The organism is Clostridium sp. D43t1_170807_H7 (genome assembly GCF_015555905.1).
Taxonomy (GTDB): domain Bacteria; phylum Bacillota; class Clostridia; order Clostridiales; family Clostridiaceae; genus Clostridium.
The window spans coordinates 65,878-82,023 of sequence record NZ_JADNLK010000002.1 but is presented as its reverse complement, the minus strand read 5'-3'; the positions used below and the strand labels follow the sequence as shown (position 1 = coordinate 82,023).

General features: G+C 27.8%; 14 protein-coding genes. 11 read left to right on the top strand and 3 right to left on the bottom strand.

Annotated elements, in window-relative coordinates:
• Window positions 1-17: 17 nt before the first annotated feature.
• The gene (locus I2E98_RS01625; RefSeq protein WP_195467235.1) at window positions 18-1,391 is read right to left on the bottom strand and encodes an MATE family efflux transporter; all 1,374 of its coding nucleotides are present in this window, start codon (window positions 1,389-1,391) and stop codon (window positions 18-20) included.
• A 21-nt stretch (window positions 1,392-1,412) separates the two neighbouring features.
• Entirely contained in the window at window positions 1,413-1,844 is a 432-nt protein-coding gene (locus I2E98_RS01620) for a MarR family winged helix-turn-helix transcriptional regulator (protein WP_195467234.1), read from the bottom strand.
• 294 nt (window positions 1,845-2,138) lie between these two features.
• Here I2E98_RS01620 and I2E98_RS01615 point away from each other — a divergent pair, with 294 nt between their 5' ends.
• The 11 genes from I2E98_RS01615 (at window position 2,139) to I2E98_RS01565 (ending at window position 15,221) form a co-directional block, all read left to right on the top strand.
• Complete coding sequence (locus tag I2E98_RS01615; RefSeq protein ID WP_195467233.1) at window positions 2,139-2,891, top strand: DeoR/GlpR family DNA-binding transcription regulator; 753 nt, start codon at window positions 2,139-2,141, stop codon at window positions 2,889-2,891.
• Entirely contained in the window at window positions 2,891-3,796 is a 906-nt protein-coding gene (pfkB, locus tag I2E98_RS01610; protein WP_195467232.1) for a 1-phosphofructokinase, read from the top strand. The genes I2E98_RS01615 and pfkB overlap by 1 nt, the downstream gene beginning before the upstream one ends.
• Window positions 3,797-3,817: 21 nt before the next feature.
• A complete protein-coding gene (locus tag I2E98_RS01605; RefSeq protein WP_195467231.1) occupies window positions 3,818-5,749 on the top strand; it encodes a fructose-specific PTS transporter subunit EIIC in 1,932 nt (643 codons plus the stop codon).
• 145 nt (window positions 5,750-5,894) lie between these two features.
• The gene (locus tag I2E98_RS01600; RefSeq protein WP_243250899.1) at window positions 5,895-6,398 is read left to right on the top strand and encodes a Na+/H+ antiporter NhaA; all 504 of its coding nucleotides are present in this window, start codon (window positions 5,895-5,897) and stop codon (window positions 6,396-6,398) included.
• A gap of 133 nt (window positions 6,399-6,531) precedes the next feature.
• Entirely contained in the window at window positions 6,532-8,175 is a 1,644-nt protein-coding gene (locus I2E98_RS01595; protein WP_195467230.1) for a GH3 auxin-responsive promoter family protein, read from the top strand.
• Window positions 8,176-8,441: 266 nt separating this feature from the next.
• The gene (locus tag I2E98_RS01590) at window positions 8,442-9,311 is read left to right on the top strand and encodes an EamA family transporter (RefSeq protein ID WP_195467229.1); all 870 of its coding nucleotides are present in this window, start codon (window positions 8,442-8,444) and stop codon (window positions 9,309-9,311) included.
• A gap of 210 nt (window positions 9,312-9,521) precedes the next feature.
• A complete protein-coding gene (locus I2E98_RS01585; RefSeq protein WP_195467228.1) occupies window positions 9,522-11,150 on the top strand; it encodes an alpha-glucosidase in 1,629 nt (542 codons plus the stop codon).
• A 164-nt stretch (window positions 11,151-11,314) separates the two neighbouring features.
• Window positions 11,315-12,823 (top strand): carboxypeptidase M32, encoded by a 1,509-nt coding sequence (locus I2E98_RS01580; RefSeq protein ID WP_347708006.1) that lies wholly within the window; start codon window positions 11,315-11,317, stop codon window positions 12,821-12,823.
• Window positions 12,824-12,944: 121 nt separating this feature from the next.
• Entirely contained in the window at window positions 12,945-13,955 is a 1,011-nt protein-coding gene (locus I2E98_RS01575; RefSeq protein WP_195467226.1) for a putative ABC transporter permease, read from the top strand.
• 14 nt (window positions 13,956-13,969) lie between these two features.
• Window positions 13,970-14,872, top strand: a complete 903-nt coding sequence (locus I2E98_RS01570) for a GNAT family N-acetyltransferase (protein WP_195467225.1) — start codon at window positions 13,970-13,972, stop codon at window positions 14,870-14,872.
• Window positions 14,873-15,044: 172 nt separating this feature from the next.
• The gene (locus tag I2E98_RS01565; protein ID WP_195467224.1) at window positions 15,045-15,221 is read left to right on the top strand and encodes a hypothetical protein; all 177 of its coding nucleotides are present in this window, start codon (window positions 15,045-15,047) and stop codon (window positions 15,219-15,221) included.
• Window positions 15,222-15,696: 475 nt separating this feature from the next.
• On the opposite strand, the gene I2E98_RS01560 is transcribed toward I2E98_RS01565, so the two are convergent.
• The gene (locus I2E98_RS01560) at window positions 15,697-16,146 is read right to left on the bottom strand and encodes a hypothetical protein (RefSeq protein WP_195467223.1); all 450 of its coding nucleotides are present in this window, start codon (window positions 16,144-16,146) and stop codon (window positions 15,697-15,699) included.

Genomic DNA, 16,146 nt, shown 5'->3' with positions numbered 1-16,146 from the left:
AGTCTTATTTTTAATAATTAGAAAGCATTTTCAATAATTTCAGCTTGATGTAGTGTATTTAAGCACTTAAATTCTTTAAAAATTAATACTATTGTTATTACTATTGAGAAGAAATCGGCACAAGCACCTGCAGCCCAAACTCCATCTAATCCCATAAATAAAGGTAGTATTAAAGTAAATGGAATTAATAATATAACTTGTCTAAGTAAACTAACAAACATAGACATTTTAGCTTTACCTATTGATTGGAAGTAACTAGTTGAAACAATATTTATTCCAACTATAGGCATCATTAATAAATACATTCTAACCCCTTTTACAGCAACAGCAGTAAGATTAGGATCATTATTAAATAAGCTTATTGCAAATTCGGGAAAAGCTTGAATTAGAATTCCACCGATTGTACAAATAACTGTAGCTGCAATAGTAGCAATTGCAAAGGTCTTTTTAGCTCTATCATATTTTTTAGCACCATAGTTAAATCCAATAATGGGCTGACAACCTTGGTTAATACCAAAGATAGGCATCATGAATACCATGTTAATTGATCCTATTATAGTCATAGCTCCTATAGATAAATCATTACCATAGGTCTTTAAAGAGTTATTAGCAACAACTTGTACTAAACTATTGGCAATTTGAGTTGCAAAAGGAGCAATACCAATAGCAAATGTGATCAGAACTAAATTTTTCTTTAATTTCAAATTTTCAAATTTAAATTTTAAGTTAGAATTTCCCTTAGTATAGTAATAAAGTATTATAAAGAATGTAAGAGCTTGAGAAATAACAGTTGCAAAGGCTGCCCCTTTAATTCCTATGTTTAATACAAAAACAAATAAATAGTCTAATACTATATTAGTACCACATCCAATAACCATTGTTATTGATGCTAGTTTAGGATTACCGTCAGCTCTTACAGTACTATTTAATGCAAAAGAAAGAATATTAAAAGTACATCCGCTTAAAATTACAGTAATATATTGTTTAGCATAAAATAAAGTATTTTCGCTTGCTCCAAAGATGTTTAATATTGGATCTAAGAAAAGAAGTCCTATAATTGTAATGGTAATACCGACTATTAAACTTAATGTTAGCGCACTACCAATTAGTTTCTCAGCATCATCTCTTTTACCACGGCCAAGATTTAATGAAATATTTGCAGTTGTTCCAATTCCAATAAGCATACCAAATGCTAAAAGAATAGACATTATAGGCATAGTTATTCCAACTCCTGTTAAAGCAAGAGATCCAACATCTGGTATACGTCCAATAAACATTCTATCTACAATATTATATAAAGCATTAACCATCATACCGATTATTGCTGGAATAGAATATTTTAATAATAATTTTCCAATAGATTCTTCACCTAACTGATTTTGATGTCTCATATTTTTTGTCCTCCTATATAATTAAGCATTATTTGTTATATTTTTTGAAAGTTTATTTAATATATTTAAGCAAATAGATATTTCCTCAGAACTTAATTCATTAGTAAGCATAGCTTCCCATTTAGTTAAAATAGAAAAAAAGTCACTCTTAATATCAATAGATTTAGAAGTTAGATAAATTCGATTAATTCTTTTATCATTTGAGTCCTTAGAGCGAGTTATAAAATCTAATTCTTCTAACTTTTTTATTGCTTTAGCAGTAGTACCTTTATCAATGTTTACTAATTCAGATAAAGCTTCTTGACTGATTCCATCATTTTTATATAAATGAATCATGAACATATATTGTCCACTACCAAATCCAAACTTGCTAAATTCTTTTGTAAAAAAAACATTTGCTTGTCTGTGAATAAGGGAGATATATTTACTTAAATATTCATTGTTAGAGTTCATTTTAACAAATCCTTCCTTAAATATAAGTGATAGTCACTGGTTGGTTTATAAATACAAAAAAAGTAGTATTGAACTGCCTAATACATTATACTGTGAAAATAGTTGCAAATGCAACTAAAAGTTGGTGTTACAACTATTTGTTGTGTAAAAAAATCTATTATTTCCAAAAGAATCTACAGGTGGAATAAAAATGAACGATTTTGAGCGAAAATGAAAGTTTTTGCGTGAAAAAGATTAAAAATGATTGACTTATGATTGAAATAAGAGTATTATGAAGTCAAGGAAGTGGTGTAAATGTTATCAGAAGAGAGACATAAGCTTATTTTAGAAAAGTTAGAAAGAGAATCAGTAGTTTATTTAAATGATTTAGTTAAATATTTAAACACTTCAGAATCCACTATTAGAAGAGATTTAACTGCTCTTGATAAAGCAGGATTATTAAAGAAGGTTCATGGAGGAGCTACATCATTAAAAGAAATAAGTATAAATACAACTGATGATATTGTTGAGAATAGACAGTCTTTAAATATAGATGAAAAGTTAAAAATTGCAGAATATGCTGCATCATTAATAGAAGATAATGATTTAGTATATATAGATGCAGGAACAACTACAGAGCTTATGATTAATTTTATAAGCAATACAAAAGCCGTATTTGTTACAAATGGAATCGTTCATGCAAGAAAACTTATTAAAAAAAATTGTACAACTTATATATTAGGTGGTGAGCTGAAACTTACAACAGAAGCCATAGTTGGAGCTGAAACAGTAAATAGTTTAAGAAAGTATAATTTTACAAAGGGCTTTTTTGGAACAAATGGAGTTGATATTGACAGGGGATTTACAACACCTGATGTTAAAGAGGCTATGGTAAAGGAAGAGGCATTGCATAGAAGTAGAAAAAGGTTTGTTTTATGTGATCAATCTAAGTTTGATGAAATAAGTTCAATAACTTTTGCAGATATTAAAGATGCTAAAATAATAACAACAAATTTAGAGAATAATAGATATAAACATCAAACAGAAATTTTGGAGGTAGAAAGTTAATGATATATACAATTACATTTAATCCAGCTTTAGATTATATTGTTAAAATGGATGAATTCAATCTAGGAAATGTTAATAGAAGTAATAATGAATTTGTTTATGCTGGTGGTAAAGGGATTAATGTATCAATCGTATTAAATAATTTAGGAGTTAAAAGCAAAGCACTTGGATTTATAGCTGGTTTTACTGGTGATGAAATAGAAAGAAGAGTTAGGGAATTCGGATGTGATACAGAATTCATAAAGTTAAAAGAAGGCATGTCTAGAATAAACGTAAAAATAAAGGCTGATGTTGAAAGTGAGATAAATGGTGGTGGGCCTGATATATCATCAGAAGCATTAGAGAAACTTTATGCAAAGTTAGATACATTAACAACTGGAGATATATTAGTTTTAGCAGGTAGTATTCCAAAAACAATGCCAACAGATATTTATGAAAGAATAATGGAAAGACTTCAAGAGAAAGATGTTAAATTTATAGTTGATACAACTGGTGAATCATTACTAAAAGTATTAAAGTATAATCCATTTTTAATAAAGCCAAATCATCATGAACTTGGAGAATTATTTGGGGTAAAGCTTAATAGTAAAGAAGAAGTTATAGAGTATGCAAAGAAGCTTAAAGATATGGGAGCACAAAATGTAATTATATCTATGGCTGGAGATGGAGCAGTATTAATAGATTCTAATGGTGGAGTTACAACAAGTAATGTACCAAAAGGGGTAGTAAAAAACTCAGTTGGAGCAGGAGATTCAATGGTTGCTGGATTTATAGCTGGATATTTAAATTCAGAAAAAATTGAAGATGGATTTAAGTTAGGTGTAGCAACAGGAAGTGCATCAGCATTTTCAGAAGGATTGGCTACAAAAGATTATGTTTATGAATTATTAGAACAAGTAAGATAGAGAACTAAGGAGGAAGAAAAAGTGAAAATTACTGATTTATTAAAAAAGAATGGTATAGCCCTTAATCCTAAAGTAGATTCAAAAGAAGCAGCAATAAATAAATTAGTTGATTTAATGGATGCTACAGGAAGATTAAGAGATAAAGCAGCATATAAAAATGCTGTTTTAGAAAGAGAAAGCTTAAGTACAACAGGAATTGGTGATAATATAGCAATTCCACATGCTAAGACAAGTGCAGTAAAAGAAGCAGGTCTTAGTGCAATGGTACTTACTAATGGAGTTGATTATGATTCATTAGATGGTGAACCAGCAAAATTATTCTTTATGATAGCAGCACCAGAAGGAGAAAACAACCTTCACTTAGATGTATTAGCAAGATTATCAATGATGCTAATGGATCCAGATTTTAAAGAACAATTAATAAATGCTAAAAGTGTTGATGAATTCTTATCACTTATAGATTCTAAGGAAAATGATAAATTAAAAGCAGAAAATGATAAAGAAGAAGCTCAAAAGGCACAATCTAATGGATATAGAGTATTAGCCGTTACTGCATGTCCAACAGGTATAGCTCATACATTTATGGCAGCTGAAGCTTTAGAAAATAAAGCTAAAGATATGGGAATTTCAATAAAGGTTGAAACTAATGGTTCAGGAGGAGCTAAAAATGTTTTAACTGATGAAGAAATAGCTAATGCGGAGTGTATAATAGTTGCAGCTGATAAAAAGGTTGAGATGGCTAGATTTGAAGGAAAAAGAGTTATTCAAACTAAGGTTGCAAATGGAATTCATAAAACAGAAGAATTATTAAATAGAGCTACTAGTGGAGATGCGCCAGTTTACCATCATGCAGGTGGAAGTGATAGCGAAGGTTCATCATCAGAAGAAGGAGAAAGCTTTGGAAGACAAATATATAAACACTTAATGAATGGTGTATCTCATATGTTACCATTTGTTATTGGTGGAGGTATATTAATAGCTTTAGCATTCTTATTAGACAATTACAGTATTAACCCAGCTAACTTTGGTAAAAATACGCCAATAGCTGCATTAATAAAAACTATAGGTGAAACTGCATTTGGATTTATGCTACCTGTATTAGCAGGATATATTTCAATGAGTATTGCAGATAGACCAGGTCTTGCTGTTGGTTTTGTTGGTGGTATGTTAGCTAATTTAGGAACAACTTATGCAAGTGCATTTGATTCTTCAGTATCAGTTATCAGTGGAGGATTCTTAGGAGCATTATTTGCAGGATTCCTAGGTGGTTACTTAGTATTAGGATTAAAGAAGATATTTGATAAATTACCACAAGCATTAGAAGGTTTAAAACCAACATTATTATATCCTTTCTTTGGTATTGGATTAATTGGTGTAATAATGATATTTGTAAATCCATTCTTTGGTGGAATAAATGAAGCAATTACACATTTCCTTAACTCAATGGGTGGAACAAGTAAGGTATTATTAGGAATTGTTGTTGCGGGTATGATGTCAATTGATATGGGTGGTCCTTTCAATAAAGCAGCATACGTATTTGGTACAGCATCACTTGCATCTGGTAACTATGAAGTAATGGCAGCAGTAATGGCTGGTGGTATGGTTCCACCACTTGCAATAGCTTTAGCATCAACATTCTTTAAAAATAAGTTTACAAAGAGAGAAAGACAATCAGCACTTACAAATTACATTATGGGATTATCATTTATAACAGAAGGAGCAATTCCTTTTGCAGCAGCAGATCCATTAAGAGTTATACCTTCATGTGTATTAGGTTCTGCAACAGCTGGAGCACTTACAATGTTATTTAACTGTCAATTAAGAGCTCCTCATGGTGGAATATTTGTATTACCTGTAATAGGAAATCCATTTGGATTCTTAGCTGCAGTTGTTATAGGTTCTGTAGTAGGAATGGCAATGTTAGCATTATTAAAGAAGAAAGTATCAGAATAAGTTGATATATAGGTAAAAAATAAAGCGCTAAAAATCGTAAAAGATTTTAGTGCTTTATTTTTTATATTTTAAATCACATACAATTTTAAGATTTACACAATACTACTATTATAGAAATGATTAATTTCATAGCAGGAGGAGTGTTATGGGAAACAATAATAAAAAAAGTATATTAAATTCAGAGGCCTTTCCAGGAATATTATTATTAGCAACTACAGTATTAGCTTTAATATTAGCAAATACTGAATTATCTAATTATGTAATACTTCCTTTGTTTGCTTTTGCTAATACAGGAATAGCCTTAGGTGGAAGTTTAAATTTAACAAGAGATTATCCATTAATGATAGGAATAATATTAGGATTAGTTATAGGAAAACCACTTGGAATTATGCTTTTTGGATATTTAGGAAGCTTGATAGGAATAACTAAAAGGCCTAAGGATACATCATGGTATGATGTTTTAGAAGTATCAATTTTAGCAGGAATAGGATTTACAATGTCACTATTTGTATCAGAACTTGCATTTGCAGGTGAGAAAATTGAGCTTAGTGTATCAAAAATTTCAGTATTAATAGCTGCTGTTATCTCAATAATATTAGCTAGTATATTGACATCTATAGGTGAAAGGCTACAACATAAACATAAATAAATAATATGTGTGTATTCAAGATGCAACTAAATGTAGAATACACACATATTTTTTTATATCATATAATATTGTGACAAAAATATATAGGAAGTGCTTTAAAACGAGCATAATAAGTAAAGCAGTATATTGTAGTATGATTATAGCAGGAGGAGTGCTAGAAAAATATTTTAATCAATATACGATAAATTCTAAAAAAGTAAATGAACAGGTTTTATTTAAGATATTAAATAAAAATAAGAAATGTAAGTATGGTAAAGAATATAAATTTAACTCTATAAAATCAATAAATGAATATAAAAGTAAGGTTCCAATTACCAATTATGCATCTTATGAAAAGTATATAGAAGAAATGTTAATAGGAGAAAAAAATATTTTGTTTACTGAAGATGTTGAATACTTTGGACATACTTCAGGAACTACAGGTAAGCAAAAATTAGTCCCAGTAACTAAAAAGTCTAGAGAAGTTGGAAGTAAGTATATGGCATTATTACTTGAAAGGTTTGCTTATAATAATTTTAAGGAACAATGGAATTATGGGAGAGGATTGATGTTAGCAGATACTGTAATGACAACTTATTCCCAAGGTGGGGTACCTATATGTTCTGCTACATCCGGGGGAATGGATTCTATAAAATTAATATTGCCTAAGATATATACTTCACCATATGAAGTAATGAAAATTAAAGATAAAAATACAGCATTATATTTGCATTTGTTATTTGCTCTTGAAGACAAAAATTTAACTTATATAAGTGGCGTTTTTATATCTAATGTTTTAGATGCATTAAGAGTATTAGAAGACAATGCAGATTTATTAGTAAGAGATATTAGGAGAGGTAGCATAAACAGGAATTTAAATATTGATGAAGATACAAGAAAAAAGCTAAATAAATATTTAAGGCCTAATGCAGGACGAGCTGATGAAATAGAATTAGAATTTACTAAAGGGTTTGAAGGAATATGTAGAAGAATATGGCCTAAATTAATTTATATTGCATCAGTAACAGGAGCTAATTTTTCTATATATGATGATATGGTTAATTATTATACTGAATCTTTGCCTATATACTCACCGGCTTATGCAGCAACTGAAGCAATGATGGGAATTAATCCATATGCAGAGAAAATAAGATATGTTATAATTCCTGATACTGCATTTTATGAATTTATTCCAATAGAAGAAAGTAATAAGAAAAATCCAGAGACTTATTGTATAGATGAATTAAAGGTAGGAGAGGAATATGAAATTATAATAACTAGTTATGCTGGATTTTATAGATATAGATTAGGTGATGTTGTTAAAGTAGTTGATTATTATAATAATTCACCAGAGGTAGAGTTTTTATATAGGAAAAATCAGGTTTTAAATATGTATGCTGAAAAAACTACAGAAGAGCACTTAAAAGTAGCAATAAGTAATACTATGAGTAAGCTTGATTTATCTTTAGTTGATTATACAACATTAGAGGATAATTCAATAACACCAGGAAGATATATTTTTTATTTTGAGTTTAATAATGAGTTACCAAAGAGTAGGTTAAAATTATTGGAAAAGACTCTTGATTTAGAATTGCAGAAGGCTAATTTAGCTTATGGAAGATTTAGAAAGAGTAATAAGTTAGCATGTATAGGAGTTATTGTTATCAGAAAAAATACTTTTGATAATATAAAGAAGTTTTTAATATCTAAAGGAGTTTCAAAGAGTCAAATTAAGATACCAAGAGTAATAACCAATAAAAAAGATATCTTAAGTATATTAAATGAAAATATAGAATAATAAAAATTTCCCCTAGAGAAAGGAAATAGTTGCCTTTAACTAGGGGAGTATTTTATAATGAATGGATAAAATTTCGGAATACTAATAAAAAAGGCGATACTCAAATAAAGATATTAAGAGTTGAAGACATTAAGAATATAGAATTAGTTGAAAATAATATAAAATAATTTATTAAAGTTATAATGTAATAATATAAATAATGTAAAATAAGTAAAGAGGTTGTATAAGGCAACCTCTTTACTTATTAAAACAAAAGGAGAATGTATATGTGGTTGATTTATGCTTTTGGATCTGCATTTTTTGCGGGGATTACATCTATTTTAGCTAAGGTAGGGATAAAAGACGTTGATTCTCATTTAGCTACAGCTATAAGAACTATTATAGTCTTAATTTTTTCATGGATAATGGTATTTTTAATTGGATCACAAAGTACAATAGTAAATATTGATGGAAAAACTTTTTTATTCTTAATTTTATCAGGTTTATCAACAGGAGGATCTTGGCTATGTTATTTTAAGGCTTTACAACTAGGAGATGTTAATAAAGTAGTACCTATTGATAAAAGTAGTACAATATTAACTATGATTTTAGCTTTTATTTTCTTAAATGAAAAGATAACTATAAATATGGTAATTGGAATTATAGGAATAGCTATTGGAACATACTTAATGATTCAAAAGAAAGAAGAAGTAGAAAAGGTAGTTAAGGGAAAAGCATGGTTAATATATGCTTTATTATCAGCTCTATTTGCCTCATTGACATCTATATTAGGTAAGGTTGGTATAGAAAATATTGAATCAAACTTAGGAACAGCAATTAGAACAATAGTTGTACTTGTAATGGCTTGGGTTATAGTTTTTGCTACTAAAAAACAAGGTGATGTTAAGAAGATTGATAAGAATAGTTTAATATTTTTAATTTTCTCTGGAATAGCAACCGGTGCGTCATGGCTTTGCTATTATAAGGCTTTACAAGATGGACTAGCTTCCATAGTTGTTCCAATAGATAAGCTTAGTATTTTAGTAACTGTATTATTTGCTTATATATTTTTAAAAGAAAAATTATCAAAAAAATCATTATTAGGATTAATTTTAATTGTAGTTGGAACATTATTATTATTAATAAAATCCATATAATGTCAGTGCCTCCGGGGAACACCCATATAATGGATATTCCTAGGAGGCATTAACATTATTAAGAAAATAAAATAAAAAATAGCATTATTGTGTTAAAAAAAGCCTATATTTTGCAAGTAAGGTAATGATAATATTATGTATAATCACATTATAAATCATTAATTGTAATAAAAAGATAAATTGAGTTTTTATAATGTGGAGGTAACAAATATGGAAAGACAATGGTGGCATAGCTCAGTAGTATATCAAATATACCCAAGAAGCTTTAATGATAGTAATGGTGATGGAATAGGTGATATTAACGGAATTAGGGAAAAGTTAGATTATCTAAAAGAGCTTGGGATAGATGTTATTTGGCTTAGCCCAGTTTATAAATCTCCAAATGATGATAATGGATATGATATAAGTGATTACTGTGATATCATGGATGAATTTGGAACAATGGAAGATATGGATAATCTTTTAAAGGAAGCTAATGAGAGAGGAATTAAGATTCTTATGGATTTAGTTGTTAACCATACTTCTGATGAACATAAATGGTTTATTGAAGCTAAAAAATCTAAAGATAATGAATATAGAGATTACTATATATGGAGAGATCCAGTAGATGGACATGAACCAAATGATTTAGGATCATGCTTTAGTGGTAGTGCATGGCAATATGATGAAACGACAGGTCAATACTATTTACATTTATTTAGTAAAAAACAACCTGATTTAAATTGGGAAAATGAAAAGGTTAGAAATGAAGTTTATAAGATGATGAATTTCTGGGTAGATAAAGGTATTGGTGGATTTAGAATGGATGTTATTGACCTTATTGGTAAAGTTCCAGATGAAATGATAACAGGAAATGGACCTAAATTACATGAATATCTACAAGAAATGAATAAGGCAGCATTAGAAGGAAATGACTTATTAACAGTAGGGGAAACATGGGGAGCAACTCCAGAGGTAGCCAAGCTTTATTCAAATCCAGAAAGAAAAGAATTAAGTATGGTATTCCAATTTGAACATATAGGATTAGATCAAATTGAAGGAAAAGAAAAATGGGACCTTAAGCCATTAGAATTACTTGCTTTAAAGGAAGTTTTATCTAAGTGGCAAACAGAGCTTGAAGGACAAGGCTGGAACAGTCTTTTCTGGAATAATCATGATTTACCAAGAATAGTTTCAAGATGGGGAAATGATAAGGAATATAGAATAGAAAGTGCAAAAATGTTTGCAACGCTTCTTCATGGAATGAAAGGAACTCCTTATATTTATCAAGGTGAAGAACTTGGAATGACAAATATAAGATTTGAAGATATAGATGATTATAAAGATATTGAATCTTTAAATATGTATAAAGATAGACTTTCTAAGGGATATACTCATGAAGAAATAATGGAATCTATTTATGCTAAAGGAAGAGATAATGGAAGAACTCCAATGCAATGGGATAATTCTGAAAATGCTGGATTTACAACAGGAACTCCTTGGATTGCTGTAAATGAAAATTATAATGAGATAAATGCAAAGCAATGTTTAGAAGATGAAAATTCAGTTTTCCATCATTATAGAAAGTTAATAGATATAAGAAAAAATAATGATACTATAATTTATGGTGATTATACTTTATTATGTCCTGAAGATAAAAATATCTTTGCTTATACTAGAGAGTTAAATGGGGATAAGATATTAGTAGTTTGTAATTTCTATGATAAGGAAGTTACTTTTAGTTTTGACGGTTATTTCAATCATGCTGATATTTTATTAAGTAATTATAAGGATTCTAGTACGTTAATTGAGAGATTAAGTTTAAGACCATATGAAGCTATAATGTTTAGAGTTAAATAGTATTGAATTGTAAAATAATGTATCAACCTCCGGGGTCTATCCAAAATATGGATTGACACCGGAGGTTATTACATTTTTTTTCTAGTAATAATGGACTATTCATTTAATTAAAAATAAAGTATATAATTAAATGAATAGAAAATATTAGAATGGAGGCCAAATTTTTGGATAAATTAGAGAAGAAGTTAAAAGAACTTTCAACATATTTAAAAACTATTGAACATTATAGAAATGTAGGAAGTCTCATGTATTGGGACATGACAACAGGAATACCAGAAAATGCGGCAGAGGGAAGAGCAGAAACTATGTCTTTCATGCAAATGCAAGCACATAATTTATCTGTTTCAAAAGAAATTCATGATTTTATTAAATTCTTTGAGAAGAACGAAGAAAAATTAAATTTTGTTCAGAAAAGAATGTTACATGAGCTTAAGAAGAATTATGAAAAGGAAAAAATATTCCCTGAAGAATTTGTAAAGGAATTTTCTTTAGCAGCATCTAGAGGACAATTAGCTTGGGAGAAAGCTAAGAATGAAGATAATTTTGAAATATTTAAACCTGCTTTAGAAAAAATAGTAGAACTTACAAAGAAATCGATAAAATATAAAGGTTATAAAGGTAACAAGTATAATGCCTTACTAGATGATTATGAGCCGGGACTTACTGTTGAAAAATTAGATAAGGTTTTTGATGAGTTAAGAGATGGAATTGTTACTATATTAAAAAAGATAAATAATAGTGGAACAGAAATTTCTAATGTCTTTGAGGGAAAAGAATTTCCTAAGGAAAATCAAAAAAGATTTTGTATTAAAATTTTAAAGACTATAGGATTTGATTTTAAATCAGGAAGAATGGATGAAACTGAACATCCATATACTTTAGATATGAGTAATAAGGATGTTAGAATAACAAATCATTACTACTTAAATGATTTTACATCAGCAATGTTTTCAGCAATACATGAAGGTGGACATGGAATATATGAACAAAATATACCTGACTCACTAGAAGGGACTGGATTAAATGTTGCAGCATCTATGGCCATTCATGAATCACAATCAAGATTTTATGAAAATATAATAGGAAGAAATAAAGCATTTTGTGGATATTTATATGAAGAAGCTAAAAAGGAATTTCCTAATCAATTTGAGTGCGTTAGTGAAGAAGAATTTTATAATACAATAAATAAGGTACAACCTTCATTAATAAGAACTGAAGCAGATGAATTAACTTATAGTATTCATGTAATTATAAGATATGAAATAGAAAAATTACTTATAAATGATAAAATTCAAGTAAGTGATTTGCCAAGAGTTTGGAATGAAAAATATAAAGAATATTTAGGGGTAGAACCTACAAGTGATAAGGTTGGAGTGCTTCAAGATATGCATTGGTCAGATGGATCATTTGGATATTTTCCAAGTTATGCATTAGGAAATCTTTATGGAGCACAAATGTTAAATAAAATGGTTAAAGATGTTCCTAGTATATACGATAAAATCGCTACAGGAAATTTATCTTCAGTATATGAATGGTTAAGGGAAAATGTCCATAAATGTGCTAATCTTTATGATCCAAGTGACTTAATAAAGAAAATTACAGGAGAGGAACTTCAAGCAAAATATTTTATTGAATACTTAGATAAGAAATATAAGGAAATATATAATTATTAATATATATCTAAATTGACCTCAGAAGAAAGCTTATTATAGATAACTTTTTTTTGAGGTATTTTTATTTTAAAAAAATTTACCAATATACTATAAAGTAATTATTAAGAAATGAGGGTAGAGAATGCACATATATACCTTACATCAATGGCTTCTTTTATTTTATCTTTATTGTTTTATAGGATGGATATGGGAGTCATGTTATGTATCTTTAAAAAAGCATAAGTGGGTAAATAGAGGATTTTTAAAAGGGCCATTATTACCTATTTATGGATCAGGGGCTATAGTAGTATTAATTTCTACGTTAAAAGTTGAGAATAATCTTGTATTAGTATTTATCATAGGAATGATTTCTGCAACAATATTAGAATATATAACTGGGGTAGTAATGGAGAAATTATTTCATGTTAGGTACTGGGATTATACTAAAGATCCTTTTAATATTAATGGACACATTTGTTTAATATCGTCTTTAGCTTGGGGAGTTTTTTCTGTACTTTTAGTTAGATTTGTTAATCCTAATATAGAAAGCTTAGTTATAATCATACCTGAGAGGATATCAGAAATAATTTCATATATTATAACTGTTTTTATTACAATTGATGGCGTACAATCATTCAATGAAGCTATGGACTTAAAGAATCTTTTAATTAAGTTTACTGAAAGAAATGATGCTCTTATTAATGTAAAGAAGAGAATAGAGATAGTAGAAGCTTTTGTTAACGAAGATATAAAATCTATTCAAGAAAAATTAGTTAAAAAAGTAGCTATTAAGCAAGAAAAAGTGCTACTTAAGAAGAATACAAGAAAGCAATCTATTGAAGTAATTATTAGAAAAAATTTAGAATTAAAAGAAGAAGCAATGAAGGGGTTTGTTGAAAAGGTATCAAGATATGTTGATAAATTTGATGAGCTATCATCAAAAGCTATAGATGAGCCAGGTAAATTAAAGGCCGAGTTTTCAGAGTATTTATCAAGACTAAAAGCACATGAATTAAAAATTAATAATACTGAAAATAAGGTTTATATAAATTCTATAAATATATTACGAAGAAATCCAAATGCAAGAGCGAAGAAATATGAAGAAGCGATGAGAGAAGTTAAAAACTTAGATAAGGAAATAAAGAGTAAATAAATGAGGGGTTTAAAATGAGTGAAAAAGTATTAATTGATGGTGATGAATATATATATGTAAAGGATTATAGAGATAACGAAAGGTTAAGGGAAGGACTTAATAATTTAACAGAAAAAACTTATGGGTTTAATTTTAGAAGGTGGTATGAATCTGGTTACTGGGGAAAAGAATATATTCCATATTCATTATTAGATGATGACAAATTAGTGGCTAATGTATCAGTAAGTATTATGAAAATAAATATTTTAGGAGAAGAAAAAAATTATATCCAAATAGGGACTGTAATGACTGATGAAGAATATAGAAATCAAGGTTTATCAAGATTTCTTATGGAAGAAGTTTTACATGAATGGGAAAATAAATGTGATTGTATATATCTTTTTGCAAATGATACTGTATTAGATTTTTATCCTAAGTTTGGATTTGAAAGAGTTTATGAACACCAATACTCTATAAAAAAGAATAAAGAAAAAGATAGTGAAAAAGTTAGAAAAATAAATATTGATGATAATAATGACAAGGGGTTTTTAGAAAATATAATTAGTAATAGTATTCAAATTTCAAAGCTTTATGTTAAAGAGAATAAAAATTTAATTATGTTTTATTGCTTAGATTTCTTGAAGGATAATATTTATTATATTGAAAATTATAATGCAATAGCAATTTGTGAGTATAATGGGGAAGAATTATTTATTCAAGATGTATTTATGGATAAAGAAATAGACTTGAATATAATTATTAATTCATTAATAAGTAAAGAAACTAAGGTTATTAGATTAGGGTTTACCCCTATAAATATTGAAGGATATAATAAAGAATTATTAAATGATGACAATGATGCTCTATATATTAAGAGTAAGAATGAAAGTATTTTTAATAATGAAAACATAATGTTTCCTACATTATCTCATGCATAAGTAGTAAAAATGCTTAAGAAAAAAATGTACTTTCTCCTTTTATTTATTGAAAAATGACTTAAGTAATTGTAATAGTGACTTATAGTAATAGTTAAGAGGATTATTCTAGAGTATTATATAATCAAGAATTAGTTATATAAAATTACGAGAGTTAATAAAAGGAGAGAGAAGTATGAGGAAGAAAAGTGAGTTAAATATATTTTTAAGAATAGGAATTGTTATTTCGACAATATCTTCATTGTTTAATATAACTAATATAATGCCACATGCATTAACTTTAATATTGGGAATAGTAGGAATAGCATTATCATTTTATGGAATACTTAGTGATAAGAAAAAAAGAGTTTAGTAGGGAAAATAATTGGTTAATAGAGACTGTAGATAATTTTGTGTAATATAGTTTCTTATAAAAAAATATTACTGGAAATCAAAATTTCCAGTAATATTTTTTATTATATGAGGTTCGAATTGAATCTTTCTATATCTTGGTATATCGAGCTAGACATTTACAAATAAACTTATTAGGTTCTTTTGACTATAACTATTTATATAATTTACTTTTTGTGATTCGATGTTACTTTGATGTTGATACTTATCTCTTCCAAGATACTCATCAATTTCTGCTTCTAGTATATTTTCAAAATTAATCCTGAAACAAATCTTTTTAAAGTCAAAGAGTATATCGCTACAAAATTTAAAAAATCATTTTGTAATGTTCTAATAGTTATTTTTAATAAATAATTAAACTATTTTTCTATTATTATAGTATCTTCAGCTTTTTTTAGATAATTTCTTTGACATAATAATATCCCACTTAAAATATTCTAATCAAAAAGACTTTTAGAAAGAGTTACAGTATTATCATTAGGTGAAATTTGATATTGAATATTTCCACTTGCATTCTTAGCACTAATTTTTACAAAAATATCACTATTAGATTTAGTATTAATTGATAATTCTTGAGATTTATCATCATATTCACTAATAATATTATCATTTGAATCAACAAGATATAGTTTAATTTTACCTTTAGTTGTATTAATAGAATATGATAATGTATATGTTACATCATCTTTATTAGATATTTTAATAATAGTTTGAGTTCCATTTAGTTTTTTGAATGTTATAGTATTAATATCATTTTCTTGTGAAAAATTATATTTTATAGCAGATAATGAAGATGAACTATTAAATGAAGAGCTACAACATATAAAAATAAGAATTATAAAAGCAATGGAGGCGAATAAAATAACAAAATTTCTCTTTATTAACAT

Coding starts and splice junctions, on each gene's coding strand:
- I2E98_RS01625 (WP_195467235.1), bottom strand. CDS start 1,391: ATGAGACATCAAAATCAGTTAGGTGAAGAATCTATTGGAAAATTATTA.
- I2E98_RS01620 (WP_195467234.1), bottom strand. CDS start 1,844: ATGAACTCTAACAATGAATATTTAAGTAAATATATCTCCCTTATTCAC.
- I2E98_RS01615 (WP_195467233.1), top strand. CDS start 2,139: ATGTTATCAGAAGAGAGACATAAGCTTATTTTAGAAAAGTTAGAAAGA.
- pfkB (WP_195467232.1), top strand. CDS start 2,891: ATGATATATACAATTACATTTAATCCAGCTTTAGATTATATTGTTAAA.
- I2E98_RS01600 (WP_243250899.1), top strand. CDS start 5,895: ATGGGAAACAATAATAAAAAAAGTATATTAAATTCAGAGGCCTTTCCA.
- I2E98_RS01595 (WP_195467230.1), top strand. CDS start 6,532: ATGATTATAGCAGGAGGAGTGCTAGAAAAATATTTTAATCAATATACG.
- I2E98_RS01590 (WP_195467229.1), top strand. CDS start 8,442: ATGTGGTTGATTTATGCTTTTGGATCTGCATTTTTTGCGGGGATTACA.
- I2E98_RS01585 (WP_195467228.1), top strand. CDS start 9,522: ATGGAAAGACAATGGTGGCATAGCTCAGTAGTATATCAAATATACCCA.
- I2E98_RS01575 (WP_195467226.1), top strand. CDS start 12,945: ATGCACATATATACCTTACATCAATGGCTTCTTTTATTTTATCTTTAT.
- I2E98_RS01570 (WP_195467225.1), top strand. CDS start 13,970: ATGAGTGAAAAAGTATTAATTGATGGTGATGAATATATATATGTAAAG.
- I2E98_RS01565 (WP_195467224.1), top strand. CDS start 15,045: ATGAGGAAGAAAAGTGAGTTAAATATATTTTTAAGAATAGGAATTGTT.
- I2E98_RS01560 (WP_195467223.1), bottom strand. CDS start 16,146: ATGTTAATAAAGAGAAATTTTGTTATTTTATTCGCCTCCATTGCTTTT.